Origin of the sequence: Pseudomonas tolaasii NCPPB 2192 (assembly GCF_002813445.1) — a bacterium.
GTDB classification, from domain to species: domain Bacteria; phylum Pseudomonadota; class Gammaproteobacteria; order Pseudomonadales; family Pseudomonadaceae; genus Aquipseudomonas; species Aquipseudomonas tolaasii.
In genome coordinates, this window is the sequence record NZ_PHHD01000001.1 from 6192928 (window position 1) to 6215550 (window position 22623).

The 22623-nt window shown below is 48.6% G+C and carries 17 protein-coding genes and 3 pseudogenes; 10 read left to right on the plus strand and 10 right to left on the minus strand.

What is annotated here, in order from left to right; genetic code table 11:
* Positions 1-225 precede the first annotated feature (225 nt).
* A complete protein-coding gene (locus tag ATI14_RS28180) occupies positions 226-624 on the plus strand; it encodes a nuclear transport factor 2 family protein (protein ID WP_080519962.1) in 399 nt (132 codons plus the stop codon).
* A 130-nt stretch (positions 625-754) separates the two neighbouring features.
* Here ATI14_RS28180 and ATI14_RS28185 read toward each other — a convergent pair whose 3' ends face one another.
* Positions 755-1669: a LysR family transcriptional regulator gene (locus ATI14_RS28185; protein WP_031319642.1), complete on the minus strand. Its 915-nt coding sequence runs from the start codon at positions 1667-1669 to the stop codon at positions 755-757.
* A 189-nt stretch (positions 1670-1858) separates the two neighbouring features.
* On the opposite strand from ATI14_RS28185, the gene ATI14_RS28190 reads away from it, so the two are divergent.
* Both ATI14_RS28190 and ATI14_RS31310 read left to right on the plus strand, forming a co-directional pair.
* A complete protein-coding gene (locus tag ATI14_RS28190; RefSeq protein WP_080519961.1) occupies positions 1859-2731 on the plus strand; it encodes an intradiol ring-cleavage dioxygenase in 873 nt (290 codons plus the stop codon).
* A gap of 316 nt (positions 2732-3047) precedes the next feature.
* A complete protein-coding gene (locus ATI14_RS31310) occupies positions 3048-3578 on the plus strand; it encodes an Lcl C-terminal domain-containing protein (RefSeq protein ID WP_130886734.1) in 531 nt (176 codons plus the stop codon).
* Positions 3579-3681: 103 nt separating this feature from the next.
* Here the strand turns inward: ATI14_RS31310 and ATI14_RS28195 are convergent, their stop codons facing one another.
* The 5 genes from ATI14_RS28195 to ATI14_RS28215 all read right to left on the minus strand — a co-directional run bounded on the left by ATI14_RS28195 (position 3682) and on the right by ATI14_RS28215 (position 9596).
* Positions 3682-4581, minus strand: coding sequence for a LysR family transcriptional regulator (locus tag ATI14_RS28195; RefSeq protein ID WP_080519960.1), 900 nt, complete (start codon positions 4579-4581; stop codon positions 3682-3684).
* A gap of 107 nt (positions 4582-4688) precedes the next feature.
* A complete protein-coding gene (locus ATI14_RS28200) occupies positions 4689-6146 on the minus strand; it encodes an amidohydrolase family protein (RefSeq protein WP_016976645.1) in 1458 nt (485 codons plus the stop codon).
* Between the two features lie 1050 nt (positions 6147-7196).
* On the minus strand, positions 7197-7913 hold the full coding sequence (locus tag ATI14_RS28205) for a dehydroquinate synthase/iron-containing alcohol dehydrogenase family protein (RefSeq protein ID WP_418330364.1): 717 nt from the start codon (positions 7911-7913) through the stop codon (positions 7197-7199).
* Between the two features lie 73 nt (positions 7914-7986).
* Entirely contained in the window at positions 7987-8325 is a 339-nt protein-coding gene (locus ATI14_RS31895) for an iron-containing alcohol dehydrogenase (RefSeq protein ID WP_157786650.1), read from the minus strand.
* A gap of 353 nt (positions 8326-8678) precedes the next feature.
* Positions 8679-9596, minus strand: a complete 918-nt coding sequence (locus ATI14_RS28215) for a LysR family transcriptional regulator (protein WP_016970263.1) — start codon at positions 9594-9596, stop codon at positions 8679-8681.
* A gap of 593 nt (positions 9597-10189) precedes the next feature.
* Here ATI14_RS28215 and ATI14_RS28220 point away from each other — a divergent pair.
* The 3 genes and pseudogenes from ATI14_RS28220 to ATI14_RS31540 all read left to right on the plus strand — a co-directional run.
* Positions 10190-10429, plus strand: a complete 240-nt coding sequence (locus ATI14_RS28220) for a hypothetical protein (RefSeq protein ID WP_016970262.1) — start codon at positions 10190-10192, stop codon at positions 10427-10429.
* Positions 10430-10529: 100 nt separating this feature from the next.
* Positions 10530-10733 (plus strand): hypothetical protein, encoded by a 204-nt coding sequence (locus ATI14_RS31315; RefSeq protein WP_130886733.1) that lies wholly within the window; start codon positions 10530-10532, stop codon positions 10731-10733.
* Between the two features lie 489 nt (positions 10734-11222).
* Positions 11223-11941 (plus strand): annotated as a pseudogene (locus ATI14_RS31540) (IS3 family transposase); the annotation flags it as partial.
* A 7-nt stretch (positions 11942-11948) separates the two neighbouring features.
* Here ATI14_RS31540 and ATI14_RS28230 read toward each other — a convergent pair.
* A protein-coding gene (locus ATI14_RS28230; RefSeq protein ID WP_100831526.1) for an IS3 family transposase occupies positions 11949-13117 on the minus strand; the annotation gives its coding sequence in 2 pieces (ribosomal slippage) (positions 11949-12856 and positions 12856-13117; 1170 coding nt in all).
* Between the two features lie 76 nt (positions 13118-13193).
* On the opposite strand from ATI14_RS28230, the pseudogene ATI14_RS28235 reads away from it, so the two are divergent.
* Positions 13194-13970 (plus strand): annotated as a pseudogene (locus tag ATI14_RS28235) (IS3 family transposase); the annotation flags it as partial.
* 59 nt (positions 13971-14029) lie between these two features.
* On the opposite strand, the gene ATI14_RS28240 reads toward ATI14_RS28235, so the two are convergent.
* Entirely contained in the window at positions 14030-14929 is a 900-nt protein-coding gene (locus ATI14_RS28240; protein ID WP_016970256.1) for a LysR substrate-binding domain-containing protein, read from the minus strand.
* 225 nt (positions 14930-15154) lie between these two features.
* Between ATI14_RS28240 and ATI14_RS28245 the strand changes: the two genes are divergently transcribed.
* Together ATI14_RS28245 and ATI14_RS28255 are read left to right on the plus strand one after the other, a co-directional pair.
* Complete coding sequence (locus tag ATI14_RS28245) at positions 15155-15907, plus strand: sulfite exporter TauE/SafE family protein (protein WP_016970255.1); 753 nt, start codon at positions 15155-15157, stop codon at positions 15905-15907.
* Positions 15908-16815: 908 nt separating this feature from the next.
* Positions 16816-18027 (plus strand): annotated as a pseudogene (locus ATI14_RS28255) (dicarboxylate/amino acid:cation symporter).
* Between the two features lie 2544 nt (positions 18028-20571).
* On the opposite strand, the gene ATI14_RS28260 reads toward ATI14_RS28255, so the two are convergent.
* On the minus strand, positions 20572-20760 hold the full coding sequence (locus tag ATI14_RS28260; RefSeq protein WP_016970252.1) for a hypothetical protein: 189 nt from the start codon (positions 20758-20760) through the stop codon (positions 20572-20574).
* Positions 20761-20919: 159 nt separating this feature from the next.
* Between ATI14_RS28260 and ATI14_RS28265 the strand changes: the two genes are divergently transcribed.
* Positions 20920-21732 carry an alpha/beta fold hydrolase gene (locus tag ATI14_RS28265; RefSeq protein WP_016970251.1) on the plus strand — a complete coding sequence of 271 codons (813 nt, stop codon included), beginning with the start codon at positions 20920-20922 and terminating at the stop codon, positions 21730-21732.
* Here ATI14_RS28265 and ATI14_RS28270 read toward each other — a convergent pair.
* The gene (locus tag ATI14_RS28270; RefSeq protein ID WP_016970250.1) at positions 21721-22623 is read right to left on the minus strand and encodes a LysR family transcriptional regulator; all 903 of its coding nucleotides are present in this window, start codon (positions 22621-22623) and stop codon (positions 21721-21723) included. The genes ATI14_RS28265 and ATI14_RS28270 overlap by 12 nt on opposite strands.

Below are 22623 nucleotides of genomic sequence, written 5' to 3' on the forward strand. Positions count from 1 at the left end.
CCTCTTCAACTCATGAAATTCTGTGGACACCAAAGTCGCCCTTAATTACACGCAACGCTTAAAAGCTATACACTTAAAAGCCTAGAGCACGAAACACAACGCACGTAAAAGAGATCACATCACAATCAGCTTTCAAATTAAAAATTGGATACTTCATATTTTTTGAGTCAACACATCAACCCTGCCCCCCTTCCCTTACCACAAACTTAAGATTTGAGGATTATCATGAACACTACTGAACAAATCGAGTCAACTATTCGCGCTTTGGAAAATAAGCGCTATGATGCAGTAATGAACAAAAATCTTGAGGAGCTCGCCAAACTTGCACATCCAAAACTTTCCTACGCTCATTCTTCTGGCGGAGTAGACACTTTAGAAGAATACCTTCAAAAAATTAACACAGGCTTCTATGTATACAAAAAAATCGAACATCCAATTGATTCTTTTACCATCCTAAACAATATAGTATTGGTTCGCGGAGAAATGAATGGAGAGATAATTGTAGGGGGTGAAAAGAAAACTCTAAAAAATAAAACACTGACTGTATGGGTATATATAGCTGAAGAGTGGAGGTTCCTTTCATACCAACCTACGCCAACTATCCGAATGCCATTCATATCATAAACAACTCCCGAGCCACATTATGATACTTTTTTAGACTTTATGGCGATGGACACACGCTCATACCCATTGCCATATTTAATATAACCCACCTAATTGCAAATTTTAGCGGCGAGAGAGAGCCGATCTTCACTCAGCGCATCCAATAACGCTCGTAGCGTTCTTTTTGAAATCTATTTGCCAGAAACTCAATAAACAACCTCGTTTTTGCAGGCATATAACGCCGCTCTTGAAAGGCTATATTTATAGTCAACGTGGGAAGACTCCAGTCGTCCAGCACCGGAATTAAACGTCCTGCTATTAAATCGTCATGAACTATATATTTCGGCTGCACGAGGATGCCCGCACCAAAAATTGCCGCGGATCGTACAATCTGGCCATCGTTAGTTTCTAGAGTCGGATCTATCTTTATAGACTTGCTCACCCCTTCTTTCGAAAAATTCAAAATCCGAGGTTGATATGCATGGTTATATAAGAGCATATTGTGATTGTACAGATCTTCCACATCCGTAGGAGCACCTCGACTTCTTAGGTAGTCAGGGGAGGCGGCAAGTATTCGGCGAGTATGTGCTAAACGTCGAATAGTTATGTTTGAGTCTATCTCAAACTCCCTTATCCTTATAGCCAAATCAATACCACTATCGATGATATCGCAATAATGATTCTCCCCAAGAATTTTAACATTTATTTTTGGATAAGCCCTTTTAAATTCAACCAACAGTGGTGAAATATGAAGCACCGCGAAAGAAATTGATGACGTAATTGTTAAAGTACCCATTGGCTCAGCTAACGAAGTAGTGAGAGACGCCTCAGCATCACGAAGTTGACCTAGCAGGCTCTTACAGTGACTGTAAAACTCATGCCCTGCCGGAGTAAGCGATAATCTTCGCGTATTCCGTTCTATTAGCCTCACACTTAAACGTTTTTCCAGTGCGGCGAGGTGACGCGTAGCTGACGCTGTAGATATATCAAGCAACTCTGCAGCTTTACTCAACGTACCCAGTTCTGCAGTATGAACGAGTACTTCGAGTTCAGTTAGTCGATCCATATCTTGACTCCTTACAGACGGCTTGCTGCTTCAGATGTGAAATTGACAATTTCGATTTTACTATTTTATTTGCGTGATGGACACTATAATTTATTAGAGCTTTTTCAAACTGCTTTTCCGATAAAACATTATTTACCCACCGAAACGACGAATCAGCAATTTAACAAAAATATTAGTAGGAGTGGCCTCATGCGAAACCTAGATGAACAAACCATCACCCAAGCTGTGCTTGCGCGTAATGCAAGCACTGAAGATCACCGCCTTCATCAAGTGATGACTAGCTTAGTTCAGCATATGCATTCTTTCGCAAGAGAGGTTAATCTTACTGAGGGTGAATGGCTTAAAGGTATAGAGTTTCTCACTGCGATAGGCAAGATATGCTCCCCCACAAGGCAAGAATTTATTTTGCTTTCCGACACTCTAGGTCTCTCCACGCTAGTCGTCGCTCAGAATCATAAAAAGCCAGAAGGCTGTACTGAGGCAACGGTATTTGGCCCTTTCCATGTCACTGGCGCCCCCCGCTATGAACTCGGTGCTGATATCAGCAACGGAATGCCAGGTACTTCTTGGTGGGTCAGCGGAGTGATTCGGAATCTAGATAACGAGCCAATCCCTTATGCGGAGTTAGAGGTTTGGCAGGCAGACGATCTTGGATTCTATGATGTACAAAACGTTGAATTTACGGAATATCAAGGCCGTGCAGTATTGCGTGCTGACGCTCAAGGAGCCTACCGATTTCGGACCATAGTTCCTAACGCCTACCCGATTCCGCATGATGGTCCAGTTGGAGTAATGTTAAAAGCTCTGAATCGTCATCCTTGGAGGCCTGCCCATTTGCATTTTATGATTTCGGCTAAAGGTTATGAGCGTTTAGTGACGCATGTGTTTCGCGAATCCGGTGAATACTTAGACTCTGATGCTGTTTTCGGTGTCCGTTCATCCCTCATTGCCGAGTGGCAATACCATGGCACGGGAGTAACGCCCGATGGTCGAAACTCTGACACCCCCTATTACACTTTAGAATTTGATTTTGTACTCAATGCGACAGGCCTAGAACAGTGAATGACACAAAAACCACTCGACAAATCAAACGATGCCATCAACATTACAAAAAACTTACTGATCTATAATTGTTGAGTTGTGATCGCCAACCATTTAGGCTGGCTTTCCTGCCTATCACTGCAATGTCAACAAACGTGTCATACTAAACTCCGAAGACCACTAAGATTGAGTTTAACGAAGTGTACCACTGAGCATCCACATAAGGCATACGGACAATCCTCCACAACTCTTAGATTATAAAAAATATACAGATAAAATTGCTAACAAATACTAATAATTCCAGATTCATATACTTATTTAAAGAGGAAAATATAAAATGAATATGAATATTCCCCCTGCCATCGGAGAACTATGGAAAAGTCAAGGCGGTGTTTATGCTGGCGTGATACGTGGAGAGATAGGGAAACTGGATTATCATTTAATTATACCAACACAGTGGTCTCTAGTTAATAAAATATCTGCTTATGGTGGTTACGACATCGATGAGCCAAAAGCTGCTAGTCGTTTTGACGGACTCGCTAATACGCGTTATTTAATTAATAGCGCTCAAGGAAATCATCCAGCTGCTAGGTTATGCGCTGGCTTGGTATTGGAGGGCCATAATGATTTTTACTTGCCATCAATTAATGAGCTCGCGCTATGTATGGCTAACGTTCCGGATTTGTTTGAAAAAAAATGGCATCTAAGTAGTTCACAGCTTTCAGCAACACACGCATTGGCACTATCTTTCGACGGTGGTTCCCAGATCGGACTAGACAAATTCCTTGAATTACAGGTCCGACCCGTTCGAAAGTATACTCTTGATTATCTTTTCAGCGAAAAAATTCAGGGTGCGAAATTAGTTTAATCCGATACAACCGAAAAAATCTTCCGATCACGCTTAATTTCACTTCGCTCTAGCATACGCGAATAACTATTAAGCATAATAGACCCGCTACGCACTATAGAAGCTAGTTGACTCTAAGCTCAGCAGTTACAAATTCCACAAATTCTCGCACAATTGTAGATCTTCGCATATTAGGGTGATAAAGCACCCAAAGATCATGCCCAAAGTTTGTTGGTGGACCATCAAGCTTTACTAAAGATGCCCTAGCATTACCGACAAAACACGGTAGATAGCCAATACCAAATCCGGATTCGATGCTGTCTGCAAGCGCTAATACGGAATTAACCGAAAAAGTTATTCGTTCAGCCGACACATTTTTTTTAACAAATTTTGATGAACGCAGTGAGGAAAGGTTATCGCAGAGCGTAACCCAGTCATATTGAAATAATTCAGTATCTCGCGGCTGGTGGGAGTTGATGTAGTCTAGCGCTCGTCCGTACAAAGCCCATTCAGTACGCCCTAAGCAGCGCCCCACTAAGTTCTCCGGTGGCGCATCAGTCGCTCGCAAAGCTAAATCGGAATCGGAAGTTGATAAATTTAAAGCGCTATTATCAATTGTTACTTTTACTTTAATTTTTGGCTTCCGTAGTTTGAATATCTCGAGCATCGGCATTAATATATGGAAAAGTAATGTATCATTTGTGGTCAAGCGAAGCTCGCCTGCAGGGTGAGCGTTTTGGTTAGACAAACTTTGCACCACACCGTCGATGTCCTCATCTATTCGATGAGCAAGCTCCACAATCGCGATACCAGCAGCAGTGAGCTCATAACCTCCTCTGTGGCGCTGGAAAAGAGGCGTTGCCAGCTGAATTTCAAGCTGTCGTAGTCGCCTGAATACTGTCGAAGAATTGACTGCAAGTCTCGTCGAAGCCCTCGCTAAACTTCCTGTTTCAGCGACGGCCATGACGAGCTTTAGATCGTTCCAACCTAACCTGTGTGAAAGACTACTCATCATGCCCCACATTCAGAATGTGAATAAACCTAGATAGTAGAGCATGTTCGACATATCTGTGTAGTATTTTATGGGCATATTTTCAGCCTTAAACGACATACGAGATATTAACATTTAGCTTATGATTCCAGTAATTCCCCGGCTGCAGCGCGAATTCGCCGGGCCGAGTTCTGAGCGTCATTGATTATTCTAGTCTCGTCGTAACCTATGAGCCGCCCACCACGCTTCACAATTTTACCGTCAACAATAACCGTATCCACATTATTGGCTGTTGCGCTTTGAACTACTGCAGTCTCGAAATTGCTGACTGGTGCTATATTTAAATCATTCGATCTAAGCATGATAATATCAGCGCGTTTACCCTCGCTAATAGAACCAACCATGTCGCCTAATCCGAGCGCAATCGCTCCATTAAGTGTAGCCATCTGAATTACTTCATGCACACTGATTTTACTAGCACCGGAATTTTCCGTTCCTACCCAAGGGACACCTAAATTCCATGTAAATCGCATCATTTCAAACATGTCCGGCGGAGCGATTGAAGTAGCATCGGATGAAAGAGATATACAAAGTCCTGCTTCACGCATCTTCATAATCACGGCTCGCGCATCTCCCGTGCTGCTCAGCCTGAGCTCCGAATGAGTTGCTATCGTGATTGGCGTTTTGGTCCTGGCCATGGCTGCAAGATCGTCGTTACTGGCAGATATGTAGTGTGCAATCAAAAAGTCCGGCCCGAGGTATCCGCGACGCTCGTATTCAACCGCATCTGCTGTGTTAGGAGTTTCTTGCGGTGCATGGATGGCTACTGGAAGCCCTACTCGCTTCGCATACTCCATCTCCTTATAAAAAGTTGCCTTGTCACTTTGAAGTGTACCTCTTAGATTTAACCCCAGGTGCACCATCCCTTCAAATTTGTCATTCCTGCCGAACCATTGACTTTGAACCCTATCAATATCGTTGTAAGGGTTTACTTTATCAGGCCCGAGACGATCAACATGGCCGTATGAGTATCTGGCCCTCATGTGAGAATTTTCGAGGGCCTGTAACTCTGCATCCGCATGTTCGGGCGACCTAGTATTATGGGACCAGTTATGTACCGTTGTAGTTCCCCCATTCACTAACTCTACCGATGCCAACATAACACTGTTATAAAAATCAGTTGGTGTGTAAAGTGCTGAAGTAGCAAACTTTGCGGGATAGTAAGAAAACCCTTCTTTCCTAGCCGTAAAGCTTCTCCCAATAGCGCTCCACATATGATAGTGCGAATTAACAAAGCCAGGCATTACTATCATGTTCGTTGCGTCGATAATATCGGCATCTTTTTCTGTAAGGTTTTGCCCTACACGTTCGATTATGCCATTTCTAATCAGTATATCGGCGTTGGGAAGAGTTCCGATATCTGGATCAACCGTTATAACCGCCGCATTTTTTATCAAATATAATCCGCGCTTAATTTGTTTTTTGCTGCTGATCCTGCTGGGCTTACCCAGCGCAGTTGTAGAAAAAAGGGGACCTGCGAAGCTAGCAAGTGCACCTACGCCTATGATTTTCGAAAAATTTCTTCTACTGAAATTCATGCTATATCTCTTTTTTAGATTTATTGGATATAAATGAAATCAACCAAACGATTGCATGAGGTCATAGAGCTTAAAACTCAGCTATCCTTTGATGGCGTTCCACCGTATTTATACACTAGATGTGATCTCTCAAATTTGCATTTCTGCAATTTTCGTTTTGCATTAATGTAGGACGCGACTTCGTGATCAAGGAACTGCTATACCCTCCCTATCTCTGTGGAGGAATCACAGCACCGCCCACGGAAAGGCGCAGCACGCTGATATAGACACATTTAGATTCTCGAAATCGGGTGGTACCGAACCGTGGCATGCATCTAGTATCAGGTCAGCATCCAGGTGGCTTACAACACAACAAAACTTCGACCGAGCTTTCAATCAGGTATGTCAAATGCATCATGCATCCTCCCGTCGATAAGTGGCCGTTAATACTGTTTCTATCCGACCAGAGATTTTCTCCGACTCAAGCTTTGATTGGGGAGGTTAACGACTCGGGAAGTGGCGAAAAACAATGCTTTAACTATGAAACACAACGCAGTCGGCGCGTGGTATTTAAACCAACGCTGATGTGGTGCTCGGGCAATGGGGCATACATGACACCAGTGAGCTGATAGAATAACGTACGACAATCTTGCCCCCCGCTCGGGGTCGACCTCAGATCAGAAGCAAAATTCTTAGTCTGCAATCTGCCTCCAATAGCTGCCGGGTGATTTTTCCAGTTTGGTCGACACACAGACTTGGGCTACGGCTTTATTCGGAGTCACAACAACGATCTTCGGCGTCAAAGCATCCGATTCAGCATGCGGCTTGAGCGAAATCGATCAAGGCCCAGTTAATTGCACGCGGATTGGAAGCTGCAGATCGAGAAAATGAAGAACAGAGTCGCTTGGCAGATGTGACAACCAGATTTACAGGAGATAAAACCTTCCGACCAAAACACCTTTTCGGCACAGTGATTTGAGTTGACAAACCCAACCCAAACGACACAAAACCAGACTCATTAACTGAACAGTGAGCGACCACCGAGTCGTGCTTTGAGAAAGAGCTTGAGCTCTATACGCTACAAGGTGGGCGTCCCTCAAAGGCATTGCGTAGCAACACGCTAAAAGCATTTATTTCAAGCCCGCGCAGATTCACATGCTCACTCATCATGACTAGTTCCCGCGCGCGTATTAGATCCGATTCTCGCATGCCAATATCGCGTAAGGCTGTAGGGGCACAGTTACTGAATGCCAAATCGTACATCCCCTGAGGAGCATGCGGCGCGCTGATGGCATTCACAATGTTATCCATGGCCTCTGGCTCGAAGATTTCGTTGTAGGCTAGCACATGAGGAACAATCACTGAGTGAACATCAACATAAGATAAGTTGAAGCCTCGACAAAGTATTTGGCACAGTTGGTAATGCAGGGACATCGTAACTTTATTACGCACACTTCCACATAACCAGGCACCATAAAGTGCATTGGTGCGTGCCGCCAGAATATCGCCCATTTCACTGATACCGTCGCCGTACCTACGCAATGTAGGTATCGCACGAGCAAGGGCTTTTATACCAGCTTGTGCAATCAACTTAGTTACTGGATCATGGCTTTTTGAATATAGACCTTCGGCCCCGTGAGCGATTGCGCTAATAGCGCTAGAAATGCTAAAATCTAAAGGTAAATCAGCGGTCAACTCTGGATCATACAAAACTGTACGAGGCAAAATCTCGTTATTTGATATAGTTTTTGTAGTTTCCCTGTCATTTAAGTCGAACGCATTAATCATTTCTGATCCAGAGTACGTTGTTGGAATTGCGAGAGTGGGTAAATTTAACTCTAGGGCAATAGATTTACCGACATCAATAGCTGCGTCGCCCCCCTATGGCAACTACTCCATTCGCTACACATTTCTTTGCCAAAGAACATGCTTCGCGAACATTTTCTGTAGATATATTCGTTGTAGGCTGGTCAAAAATACCAGCTACTTGTTCGGAGCCGATTGTTACCTTTACTAATTCAGCGAGTGCTCGCAGATTAGACGTGCAAAGAATCAGTACTCGCGTAATCCCCAATGCTTCAATTTCAACTCTTAGTTTCCTTATGCTGCCTGCGCCAAAGACAACACGCTGTGCATTTTTTTTGTGATCAGAATCTGCTACCGAACGCTTTTCGCTGCTGTGGCGATCTAAAGTTTCCACTATGTACTCTCTGGGCCCACAATCAGTGCCAGTTTGGGATCTTTGCGCGAAATGACCGAAGCCCTCTCACGATGGGGCTAAATTCTTATGGCTGGTCACTTCAAATCCAGTGGATATCACGCCTCGATTATCTGAACATTAAAAATATCGCCCCAACAAACCCATCAGGTCTTCTGTCTTAGCAAGCCCCTCCATTGACGGACCTCCCCCATCAGAGAAGAGGCGATAATTAGCACAGCCCCATGAAATGTCCGTGTTAACGATTATATTTTTTGCCCGCTCTCTATTCAGCATATTACTCACCTCGAGCGATATCCAGACAAACCGTGAGGACACTAACTCCGCTTTAAACACTATTTCGGAGCCCACAGAGGATCTTTCGCGATTAAGGTAGTAGCCCAGTCGGCAAAAGCCCGAACTCTTGCCGAAAGGTCACGGGTCGCGGGATATACCAATGAGACAGGCAGGCTCGCCATTTGCCAGTCAGCCAACACTTCGACCAGACTTCCTATTCTCAGATGTGAATCGGCTTGCGCCCTAGGAAGAAACGCCACACCTAGTCCCGCCACAGCGGCTGCAGCTGCAGCTGCGCCGTTGTTGAAATACACCGTTGGAGGGTGATCAAGAGTGAAACGCTCTTCTCCGCGCACAAGTGTAGGCAGATGCCGCCTATTAGTAGCCGGGAACTTGAAACCTAGGTGTTTATGCTCAGCAAGATGGGAGGGGACATCAAGGTTCGGGGCGCGAATCAGATAGGAAGGAGAAGCGCAAAAACAGTAACGCATCACTCCGATTGGGCGGGAGATCAGATTTTGATCCGAAACGCGCCCGACGCGAATGGCGCAATCCACGCCCTCCTCTACAAGATCTATGACGCGCTCATTGCAACTGATCTCCAGGTGTATCTCAGGAAACCTGGCAGCGAAGTCCGGTAATGAGGGAGCTATCAACAAAATACCTACTGGGGACGGCATTTCGATCTTGATATGACCGCGAATTGCGTTGCGATTTCGAGAAACAGAAGCTTCAAGCTCGCTGACGTCCTCCAGGACAATTCGAGCGCGGCGGTAGTAGGCCGCGCCTTCGGCAGTCGTGGAAACCTTTCGGGTCGTCCGATGCAGTAACTTTATACCAAGTAGGTTCTCTAGAGCCTGAACCTGACCTGAAATCGTCGTCTTGGCCAGATTCAACGACTCAGCAGCGCGACTGAAACTGCCCACTTCAACGATTCGACAAAATGCTCGCATCGCTTCCAATCGGTCAAATGCCATTGTACGGGTTTCCGTAAAAACAAAACGTATCATCCAGTTTATCTGAGTATCGTTTTTTTCTAAAGTACACGTATCCACAGCTCGATCGAACACCCAGCCCATACGTAGAAGCCGCCGTGCATCTTTCTAACGTAAAGCCCAACGAGGGCATAGGTACAAAACACTTCGATTGGATCAGGCCGCCTCGCTAATAGCACTAAGATACACAGTCTAAATTAACCGCTGCACCTAGTCATGTACGCTAATGGCATACCGTGAGCACGGCTGAATTCCACGAAAGCTGCTGCTCGTCATCCACGCAAAAAAGAAGCCTTATAACGACAATCAGCGCGCTAGTATTGACTCACAACCATGAACCTTACCAACATCACAGTAGAGATAACGTTGCGTTAATACCGTACAGACAAAAATCCAGAACTAAGACCCCGTAAACTTCTACTCGAATGCATCTTCCCTCTTTGAACTTAACACTTTCTCTCAGGAGAGGTTTCCCGTACTCGCTTATTGAGCCTTGATTACAAACCTACACCAAGTGCATATCCAACCTGAATTTTATCTGGCGCTTCATTGCGCATCAAACCTGAGGAGACACCATGAAATATTTTCTAAAGATTGTTGCAATGCTAATTTTAACCCTCCCTTTTTTCGCTTATGCTTCTGACGGCGCGGAAGCACTGCAGATCTTTCATGAAAGGACTAGGGCATTTTTCGTTCAACAACAGGCGGAAATTGCAAAGCACGAAGAGAAAGATCGCGAAAAGGCTGAACAAGAAAAAAAGAAGCAACTAGCGCCAATCAATCGACTGACGAGAAATCCCAAAATTGGAAACTAGCCTACTCGTGAATAAATATTAGAAATGTACTTCTGTTCGTGCCAATTTAATAACCATAAACGGAGTTCTCGCGACTATATTGTTAATCCGTGGTTGCCGTATGAAGCCCGATCAAGCCCCCTTCCCTGTCGCGATGACCAGCGCATCCCTTCAAATGGTAAGAACCTGGTATAATTTCAATAGACGAGTAGCTGCTATTGAAACAGTAGAGATTCGCCCTCGTGCTAATGGCGACATCACTCAGACAGATTACCGGGAAGGCTTTGAGGTCAACAACGGTCACCTGTTTTTCGTCACCGATTAACGCCCTTTGCATCGAGTTAGTATAGAACACGAACACAGCTAGCACGTGCTCGTGCTTCGATTACACTCGCCAGCCAACAGGACCTACGCGCAAAACAGCTGGTCATCGGCGCTGTATCGAAAGAAAAAGCGCAACAAAAGAGTGGCGCTAACGTTCAGAGCCTTGCCGAGGTGCATGCGAACGAATCCATGTTGACCGCCGCCGCAATAAACCTCGAGTTTACTAAGGCCCGCCCGCCAATTGACGGCCGCATCAGCCGGGCGCAACTCACACTCGGTAGCCTCGCCGTTGGCGATCAGTCCGTTCTTACATCAGCCGCATCTCAACACTCGGTTTATGCTTAATTCAATCCGAACGAACATATTTTCTTGAATTACCAGAGCACATTGAAACATTCCGAAAAACCGCCGTGCGAATTGTTTGTTGGCGCTGATTGAAAACTGCGCCAGGGGGATGCAGCGAAAATCTTGGACTACTTGGAAGTAGCTCATGTATTCATACGGAGACTCCATTCGAGCGGTCGAGCTCTACATAAAAGTGGGAAAACGCATTGGGGTAACGATTCTTCAGTTGGGCTACTCTGCGAAGAACTTTTTGAAGAGCTGATATGCAGAGTATTAGTGATGTCTCGACCTGGCGCGTGGCTACGAAACCTCGAAGTCGAAGTACTTACTGGTCCAAAGGAACAGGCTGTCGAGTACATTCTCGAACACAGCTGCAACATCGTCGCTACAGTCCAGGCGCTGGGCTACCCGGCACGGGATTCGTTGCGTGCCCGGATTTACGAATTGCACCCCCGAGTTACATATGCGTGTTGTTGGGCGATCTGACGGGTTGACTCGCCCGCCAACGATGAAGCAAGCGGCGGTTATCGCGCTGTGCACGCGAAAAGAAAGTGCGAAAGCCCTGGCTGAAAAACTATGCGTATGTAGGCCGACCTTGTACAACCGAAAAAAAACCAACGACTCGGCCCAGACGTATCTGCATCCATGAAGCGCCGACTAGAATCTCCATCCTCACCGGACCGGAGGAATTATAACGACAACTCGAATCTCTCAGGCTCGACTTGCGCGGCTGTGGCTTGAACACGACCTGTTGATGAGGGCGAATAAACTCATAAAAAAGACACGGGGGTCGACCAGAAAATCCTGACCAACCGGGAGAAGACATTGATGGCTGATGTACTGAGGCAGACACACTCCTTTTCTGTAGTGGTCAACAATTCCCGGACACGGAATTGAGTTTTTCCTCAGCAACCGCCGGCGGCACAAAACCGTTGTACTGATGTGGCCGCGTCCAGTTATATCGCTGCATGAGGTATCGACCAATGTCCTGCTCGGCCAACGCCGTCGTCATGTACCCGACCGTCGGCACCCACTCGGTTTTCAGGCTACGAAACAGCCGTTCCATTGGCGAGTTGTCGTAGCAATTTCCCCGTCTACTCATGCTTTGAGTCATCCGATAGCGCCACAGTCGCTGGCGGAAACTGCGGCTGCCGTATTGGCTTCCCTGATCACTATGAAACATGACATCTCGTGGCCTGCCACGCATTTCATAGGCTCTGTCGAGCGCCTTGATGACCAGATCGGCATCGGGTCTGGAAGACATCGCCCAACCCACCACCCTGCGACTATACAAATCCAACACAACGGCCAGGTAATGCCATCGCCCTTGCGCCCAGATGTAGGTGATGTCGCCGCACCAGGCCCTGTTCGGTGCTGCCACGGTGAACTGCCGATCAAGGAGGTTGGGAATGTCAGGACGTTCAACTGTCGCTTTCTTGTACGCATGAGAGCCGGGCTGCTTGCTGATCAATCCTTGCTCCTTCATCAAACCTCTGACCTTGAAGCGTCCCACCTCGATGCCCTCGTCGCGAAGCATGGCAGCGATACTGCGGCTACCGGCAGAACTACGGCTTTGGCTGAACAGTTCGTTGATGCGGCTGCGCAGGCTCACCCGGCGAACATCGATACGACGCCGCCGGGCCAAATGGGCGTAATAACAGGATCGGGGCAGCTCGAACACTGAACACAACAGTTGAACGGGATAGTGCTTGGCCAACTGCCGAATCGACCTCAACGTCTGCGCCCGTGTTCCTCGGCCATCAAGAGCGCAGTGGCCTCCTTTAAGATTTTCTTCTCAAGCTCCAGCCGGTTGATGCGGGCCTGAAGCTCCTGAATCGTCTGCTGCTCCGGTGTGAGCGCCTTGGCAGTCGGCGTAACTCCTCCACGCTCCAGCTGCAACTGGGCGACCCAGCGCCGTAATGCCGTTTCCCCTACATCAAGGGGTTTGGCGGCCTCAGGGCAGCTATAGCCTTGGTCGAGCACCAGGCTGGCAGCCTCGCGCTTGAAGGCAGGGGTGAAAGTACGTCGTTGTCTGCTCATTGAACACCTCTGTGTGGCGATCATCTTCGCCTAAAAAGGTGTCCGGGGTTAGTAGACCACTACATTTCTGAGCTGCTTAGCCCGAAATCCCTATTTCTATCATCGAGCCCGAATGCAGGGCGCGGAAAACTACACTGAAGTACATCGCGCCATGGCAGAAATCTTCGTGCATAATCATCGCTGCTATGGCTACCGGCGTATGAGGGCTTCGCTGAACCGGCAACGGTGTGTCTGCCAGATAAGGTTATGCAGCGCTTGATGAAGCAGGATTGCCTGGCCGTCGTCAAGGCAAAACGGTCTCGATACGGTTTCTACCTCGGGGAGATCATTCGCGCGTCGGAAAATCTCGCGAACCGCGACTCCACAGCTGTTGCTCCGAATGAGAAAAGACTAAATGACATCTCAGAGTTCCAGATCCCGGCTGACAAGGTGTACCTGCCTCCCGTCATCGACTGCTTCGATGGGAGGTCCATCAATTGATCGATCGGCACGCGTCCCGACGCCGAACTTGTGAGCACGATGCTAGACGCTGCCGTCGAAATGGTGGCGGGCAACGATAAACGGCCTGTGGTTCACTCCGACCGTGGAGCGCACTACCGCTGGCCCGGCTTGTTATTCCGCATCGCTGATGCGAAGCTGATTCGTTCGATGTCGCGCAAGGGCTGCCAACCTGATAACGCAGCTTGTTTGACCGGCTGAAAACAGAGCTGCTCTATCCTCGCAACTGGCAGTCAACGAGCATCGAGCAGTTCATTCAGGCCCTGAACTCATACATTCGCTGGTATAATCAATATTTCCCCTCGGCGCTCTCAGTCCCGTTGAGTATCATGAGAGCCTGGAGTTCGTTGCATAAACAGTGCAGATTTTGTCCCCCCTGGGTCAGTTTTCGGTCAGCGGCAACACATGCTAGTTTTAAGGTGCAGAGGTACAGTCCTTAGGCTCCATGAGATGTCGTGCGAGTAAGCCCGCATGCGGCGTGAGCGTTGAAAAATCACGCGCACAAAGATGGAGTTCCCTAAGCGCCCAACTGTCTTGCAGCGGCACCATCGTCAACGCAAAGCCTTCCAAATCCCCTACAGAAGCCCTTGAAAAAATAGCGATACCAATACCAGACGCGACCATCATTGCCATGTGCTCGATTCGTCTGAGTTGAATACGGTAGTGAATTTGCAGTCCTAACCGAGTTGCACGTTCCTCTAAGTACGCTTCCAACGCCGCATCGGACAAGCCGACAAAAGGCTCACCCACAACCTCTGCAAAAGCAAGCGAAGGTCGTTTGCAGAGATGATGCTTTTTGCTCACTGCAACAACTAGCTGGTCTTGTTTAATCATTCGTGTCTGCAATGATGCCAAACCCGCCGTGTAGGTTACGACGCCTAGATCGGCACGCCCCTCCAGAATGGCCCGGACAATTTCTGTGCTTGGCCGCTCATAGAGATCAACAGACAAGTCTGGATGAGCCACTAAAAAACTGCTGAGTCGACGCGGCAGGAAAGCAGCCAGTCCAGCAGTGTTCGACAAGAGCCTAATACGCCCTTTCAGACCAGCGCCGTAGCTACGCAGCTCTCCACGCATCTGGTCAACTTGAGCAAGGATCAGACGAGCATGGCGGACCAAGGCATCACCGGCCGCAGTTGTTGTTACCCCGCGACTGTTTCGCTCCAAAAGCAGTGCACCCAATAAAGACTCCATTCCGGAAATGCGTTGGCTTACGGAAGCAATCGCTAAATTCATGGCTTCGGCGCCCTTTGTGAGGCTCCCTTGTTCAGCCACGGCCAGGAACAACCGCAGATCCGTCAAATCAAAGCGCATTTTTCTTCCTTCGGTTTTACCGAACGTTAAAATCGGAAATTCCCAATTGTGGCATAAAAGCGGCGAGAATAGACTGGATTACGAAATAGCCCTTCGTTTCGGTCAGAAAAATAATTCTTCATGCTTTTTTGCGTGATTTTTTAAATATTTGTAACCTTAAACACATGCTAGTTTGCCATCAATTTATTTAAACATACACACAACAGAATCCAATTGGGTGTCAAAATGTTCGATTACCTTTCGCCACATGTACTGATTGTCGTAGCAACATTCTTCTTTGCCGGCATCGTTAAAGGCGCGTCCGGAATGGGCCTGCCAACTGTTGCCATGGGGGTCCTTAGTGCCATTATGCCGCCGGTCAGCGCAGCTTCGCTTTTGGTAATTCCCTCATTCGTCACCAATTTTTGGCAGCTATTCACAGGGCCCGATTTTTTAGTCCTGGTGAAGAGACTTTGGTTGATGATGCTCGGAATCGTGGTTGGCACGCTCGCGGGCTCGTGGCTTCTAACACATGCCAATACGAGTTATACAAGCATAGGGTTGGGCTCCGCCCTGATTTTCTATGCAATACACGGTCTGTGGGCCAAACCATTATCGGTCCCTGCGCGCATTGAGCGCCCCCTATCGCCTGTAGTCGGATTGCTCACTGGAGTAATAAACGGAGGCACTGGGATTTTCACACTTCCCGCAGTTCCTTATCTCCAAGCCCTTGGTTTTTCCAAAGATGAACTAATCCAGGCATTAGGACTATCGTTCACTGTATCTACAGTTGCACTCACAGCGGGCTTAGTTCACGGCGGAATATTCCAACTTGACAACATCTTGCTGTCTACTCTCGCAGTTATTCCCGCACTGATTGGCATGTCCGTTGGAACAACTGTACGGAAGCGTATAAATCAAGCGACTTTCCGGCGATGGTTTCTGATCTTCATCGCAATCCTTGGTTTGGAACTCGTGCTTCATCCTTTCTTACTTTGAAGGGGAAGACGTTTCGATAGCAACGCAACCATGCAGGAAGTAATTTTATTAAGCGGGAGCAGCGATGTTCTCCCCGCAGAAAGGCGTTATAACAATTAACTTTTCGTGAGTTATCATTCCCTATTCAAGTATCTCATTACCAAACATTCCGCTCAGCACCCCAGACCCTATAAAACACACACCATCTGGTTTACGTACTTCCACTTTCGCGCCCCCAAGAGCAATCGATTCACAGGAATTACTTCTGAAGCTATTCTACCCATTACACAGTAATAATGTCACACAAAAAACTAAATTACATTACCTCCAAAACTTATAAGCCTATTTTGCCAAAACACTTAAAAGCCCATAACTTAATAAGGCCCTTGCTGTGCGTGCGGGATGACGCCCTCCCCTAGGATGATACAACTTTTACTCAACTGAGGCAAACTCTTCATGCAAATCATAGATGCGACACCGCTAGTTTCACACCTAAAATCTATTGACGCTTCTTATGAGAACTTGATCAAGCGAATTAGAGCTGCCGATAATAAGGCCGCACAATTGTCGAGTGCCCAGCATAGCGAACTTATGGATGCGATTGTCAAAGCTCGCGAAGACTATATAGCAAAACTGGTTGCGCTATCATATTTAGTCAGAATCCAGCTGAAAAACCGGTAACTATCATACGCCTTTCTCCAAGAGTGCGATTACACCATCCAATTCAGTGCGCCATATAATTACTGATGACGACATTTCAAGTAATAATATGGACAGTAGCTTTAGATGAGTTAAGATTTGTGAGCGCACTTCCACAAGAGGTAGCACGCCGCATAAAAAGCCCATCACCCACTAACAGCCACCGATAATAAAATCCCACCCTTGATATTTTCCACAAGCCACAAATTTCAAATACATGATATAGCGCGATGAACAAAAATAAACTTCCACGCCGCATTGCATATGGGATAATTTCGGGAGTAGTTGTGGGATGCGCATGTCATTTTTTGGCTAATAGCCCAGACCCAGCTAAAGAAATCGCCTCTTATTTCTCCCTCATTACTGATATCATTCTTGCGGATGATCAAGATGATCATCGGCCCGTTTGTATTTGCAACTTTGGTTGGCGGAATGGCCAGCATGGGCACTTCACGCTCAGTGGAACGAGTGGGCGCGCGCGATGGTGTGGCTCATTATCGCCTCTTTTTCTTCAATTCTGACAAGCATAATTCAGGCCAACTTTTTCAAGCCAGGGGCCGAACTCAATCTGTCTGCTATTTCTGAGGCTGGCAGTGCTACATCCGTTGCAGGGAGCGACCTGAGCATCAAGGTTTTTATCAGTCATGTGTTCCCTCGCAACTTTGCCGGGTCACTAGCTAACAACGAAATTTCTCAGATCGTAGTGTTTTCAATTTTCTTTGGTTTCGCCACCGTGGCCCTCAAACGTGCGAGCCATTCGGAGGTGGCAGATTGCATTGACGAACTGGCCAAAATCATGCCAAAACTCACTGAGCTATACCATGAGTTTCGCGCTATTTTGGGGTGTTTGCGACGATCGCATCAGCATTGTCGACTGAAGGCGCCTCGCTGTTATGGGCTACGGAAAACTTATCGCGCAGTTCTAATTGGGAATTTCCGCACTGTGCCTTTCTCACTTTTGTCGCGGGCTATTTCTTCCTCGGCAATTCAATCTTCAAACTAGCAAATCTCATTCGCAGCCAATGCTGCAGGCGTTCTCCACTGCGAGCAGCGAATCGGCCTATCCAAAGACTATGGAGACACTTGAAAAGTTCGGAAACCCAAAGCGGGTTTCCAGCTTTGTGTTGTCCGTGGGTTACTCATTCAACCCTGACGGCTCGATGATGTACCAGGCGTTTGCAATACTCTTTATCGCCCAAGCTTATAACATTGAACTGAGTATAATGCAGCAGTTCCTGATCCTGTTGACCTTGATGGTAACGAGCGAAGGGATAGCCGATATCGCGCGTGCGGCATTCGTTGTCGCGACCTCTAGTCTAGCTATGTTCCACACCCCCGAGGCAGACCTATTGCTCATCCTTGGTGTGGAGCAATTCTTGGACATCGGGCGGACAGCTACCAGTGTTGTAGGTAACAGTGTCGCTACTGCTGTCACTGCCTAGTTTGAGCCAGAAAAACGGCAAGACTCACCGCCAGAAACCATACAGCCACGCCAATAAAAACAATCTAAAGATACACTTACCAGATACAAGACAAATTCAAACACCCGAATTAATCTTCCAAAAAATAGAGACAAAATCAAATAAATCAAATAAATCAACATGCAAGTCAGAAAATACACCGACAACAAAATTAAATCATAGGTAAATTCCCACACAACCTAAAGCGCACTACAACGAGCTCGCAATGAATATAACAAAACAACAAAACTAGCCCTACTAATTCTCCTGATAACAGTAACGGGTAACTGCTCGTCTAAGACAAACAACAGCACCACTCCACCACCAACCACTTTAGATCTAGCCGACTCTCACTTTCACATTTCAAACTATTCTTTTCAGAGTACAACTTTACGGAACCTGGCAAGCAAATACATGACGACCCGCATTGCTCGCTCCGTCGTCATGCCACTCCCATTGCTACAAAAATGGGACAGCTTCGAAAGTTACTAAGCCGACTCCAAAGGAGCTGCATTTGGAACTAACCATTATACCAGACCAAAATACAGACTCTATTATTATTCATTGGCCGACGCCATGTACGCTAAAGAACATCTTGAATTACGTGAAAATTATCAAGAGCGACTAAACCTCATAATCACCCGATTTAACCCGATGGGCCGTTATGCTAACCAACACTTAAAGATAGCAATATCTTACATACCCAGGTTCACTTTTTGGAGTTAGTGAATTTACAATCCACACAGAATTAGTCTCAATATAATCGCTGAAGACCCAGTCTAACTCACTGCAAAGGAGCACACTCCAAGTGGCATTCACCGCGCTGATGGGACAATGTCTTTATCGGCCGAATCGCTTTCTGATCTACTTTAGGAGGCAGGCAAGATACGTCTTGTTGCGACTCTTCATAATGTCATATATAACTCTGATGGAACCCACACCGGCGAGATAAAAACACTTCATCTTGAACGAAATTATGAAGCAGAGTTAACATCACTTTTTCGAACGCACCTGACACGGTTACGATTTTTGCTCACACAGGCTTGGGACGGTTTGTAAAACCAACCAAAGCCCCCTTGAAAACTGTTAGTCGGGTATTAGAGAGCTGTAATAACTGGGTGGTAATCATTTCATGGTACCGTGCAGGAAACAACTATTCACCCTAGTCCAACAATGCCTTCTACTGATGAGTGGGTCGTATTTTAAGAAAAACATCAGGACCGAGCGCCTTGTGGATCTGACACTGTTATTTTTGGACGAAACAAATTTGATGGCATTGCTGAGCCCGATATCGCAGTCATACCCGATAAGTTGATGAAAGCCACGGACTATGGGAGCGTTTCTCATATTCCCGAGTCGGTATTTTCAAAGCTATCACCCCAGGCCTCCTCGAAGACAAGGTTTGATAATTATGTTCGCATTTTTAACATGCTCGTCCAAAGGTGCGTAATTGGGAGCACCTCCACAAAAAGGATGAAGTATCCCAGCGATTCAGCAGGCTCGGAGCTTGGCCGGCTTCTCAGGCTGCCTGGCGGCAGTAGGCTTCTGAGCGACAGGCCGTATCGATAGCCTTCCATTTGGAGTCGGGACTGTGTTTCATACTTTGGACACGAACACTCCTTCGGCTCGATCTGAGCTTACTCGAAGTGTTGTTGTTAACGGGGTGGACCCCCTACTTGATGGGAACGCCATCCATTACCTACTGTTGGGCGAACTTACCGCGTTTTCCTGACCTTGAATCATCTGAGAAACAGACACTTCTATGGAAAGAGAACTGAACGAAGCTCAACGCCTCAGCGAGATGAGGGCTGAAGCTAAGCACCCTGCCGCAGGCAGTTCACCCCAAGGGCCTGCAGCGAGTAATTTCTGTAGGGACTGTGAAAAGGACCGAGGTCAACGGTTCGTATTACCCTGCCTTCTCTAGTGGCGCGACGCCGACACGCGAGTTTCTTAGACATTGCACCGTGCACCTGAAGGATTGCGATTCGATCAACGGTTACACCGTCAGTCCATAAAATGGAGATCCGTCACAACCAGACACTTCGACTATATGTAACAGCATGCGCTACGAACCGCTCAAGATGCCGGCGAGAGTGTAATAGTAGATCGCGAACGACCAGGTCTACCTCCAAGAGTAGAGCCGGTTGTATAAGGCCTAAATATGCACTGCCGGCCTTTTTTTTGGGCGCAGAGCTCTAGTTTTGGTCCCATTGAGCAAAACTCTGCTCCCTGCCCAGCTCCACCATCCGAGAGCGCTCTGTTCCGTTACTATAGTCTGCAGAAAACCCTAGAGAATACCGCAAATCCTCGGTTTCAAGGCGCCCCTCACAGTAAGCGAGGCTGGCCACCACTCGACGACAACGGATGGTATTCACCGAGCGAGACCTTTGGAGCCATTCACCGCAACGCACGGGCACATTCTATTTCGTGATCGCCTGGCCACTCCAGGTTTGCCTTACGGCTCGCGGGAGTTTGGTATGCGGACTCTACGGCTATTTTCTGACATTAACCCAGGCGCGCTGAGTCTCAGCCTGCCTCTGACTTTCCGCAAGCCTCACGCAACAGCGCCATGGCATCCGGCGCCATGGGCGCGGTCATCAACGATCTGTAGGTCCAGCACGCATCGCTCTGCTGGCGCGCAGGACGCAGCTCCGAGGGGCTGTCGGAGCAACCCGCGAGCTTGGCCAACAGGGCCGGTGCGATCCATGGCCTCATGCCATTGCTCAAATGTCTGGTGTCGGACGGATGATAAGTCATGTTTCAGGGATGCACTGGTGTCCATGATCCGGAACAGCGCGTCCCGATTTCGGTGCTATTCTTCTCTCGTCGCCCCAGCGAGAATATCCGCTCCTTCCCTGCTCGGATTCAACTCTCATGCCTATGCTGCTGACCTCGGACACCGTTTCCCTGCACTACAATGACTGGGGCCACGGCCGCCCCGTGGTGCTGATCCATGGCTGGCCGATGTCGTCTGCCAGTTGGGATCACCATGCCACCCGCCTGGCCGAGTCCGGTTACCGCGTAATCAGTTATGACCGCCGCGGTTTCGGACGCTCCGACCAGCCTTGGAGCGGCTATGACTACAACACACTCAGCGACGACCTCGCGCAACTGATTGAGCACTTGGACCTGCAAGATGTCACGCTGGTGGGGTATTCGATGGGGGCCGGCGAAGTGGCACGTTACCTGACCCGTCACGGCGACCGCCGCATCGCAGCGATCGTGCTGCTGGCTGGGGTGACACCGCAACTGGCCAGTTCCCCAGGCAACCCCGACGGCATGCCGCCGGCAGCCTTCGACGGTTTGATGCAGGCGTTGCGTCAGGATCGACAGCGCTTCTTTGGGGACTATGCGCAGGCCTCGTTCTCGGAGCCGGGGCTGCGCAACTGGTATCTGGCCCAGACTTACCAGTCCTCTGAGCACGCTATCGCAGCCTGCGCCCAAGCCTGGTACGCCACCGATTTTCGCCAGGACTTGGCTGGAATCAAGGTGCCGACCTTGATCCTGCATGGCGCCCGCGATGAGAGCGCCCCACCTGCGACTACCGGCCGGCTGGCAGCGCAGATGATCGGGCATTCGCAGTACCTCGAATATCCCGAAGCCGGCCATTACCTAATGATCGAGCAAAAGGGCGCCGTGCTCCGCGATCTGCTGGCGTTTCTTGCGGGCGACAGGTCAATCGACTGAGAATCCGTGACTGAGCGTCTGATCGGGGAAGGCTTCGCACAGGTAATCGGTGAACGCCGAGACTTTGCGACTAACCAGCCGACGCGAGGCATGCAGGGCCCATAGCTCGATCGGCCTGTCGGGCATGCGCCCCCAGATCGACAGCTTCGCCAATTGCTCATCGCGCAGCAACAAGGATCGAGGGATCAACGCGGCCCCCGCGCCGGCGAGCACCGCATCCCGGATCATGATCAACGATGACAGGCGCAGGCGCACATTAGGCATCACCGCGCCTAGTGCGTCACCGTCCTGGTAGTACCAGGGCCCGTTATCGAACCGGTTGGCCAACGCCACGACCGGTACCTCGGCAATCTCGCCGCTGCTATATGCGGTGGGTCGAGGCAAAGCTGCCGGCGCCACGAGCAGCATGTCATCGCGGGCAAAACAGCGCCCCACCAGCAGTGCGTCCGCCCTGGGATTGACGCGGATCACTACGTCGTAACCTTCCTCGACCAGATCGACATTGCGGTCTTCGGCGGTGATATCCAAGCGTACTTGCGGATAGCGTTGGGCAAAACCTACAGCCAGGCGCCCAAGCAAGGTATGGGAGAACAGTACCGGGGCACTGACCCGCAGGTGACCGCGTGGACCGCTCTGCCCTGCCGACACAAGTTCACCCGCCTCGACGATATCGTCGAGCAAGCCTTGGGTGCGGTCGTGCAGCACCTGTCCCTCCTCAGTCAGGCGCAAAGACCGTGCCCCGCGCTCCAGAAGCCGAACGCCCAAGCTTAGCTCGAGGTCCATGACACGCCGCGAAAGCGTGGCCTTGGGACGTCCACTGAGGCGGCTGGCCTTGCCGAAACCGCCATGGGCTGCAACGAGGTTGAAGTCCGCCAAGGCTGAAAGGTCCAT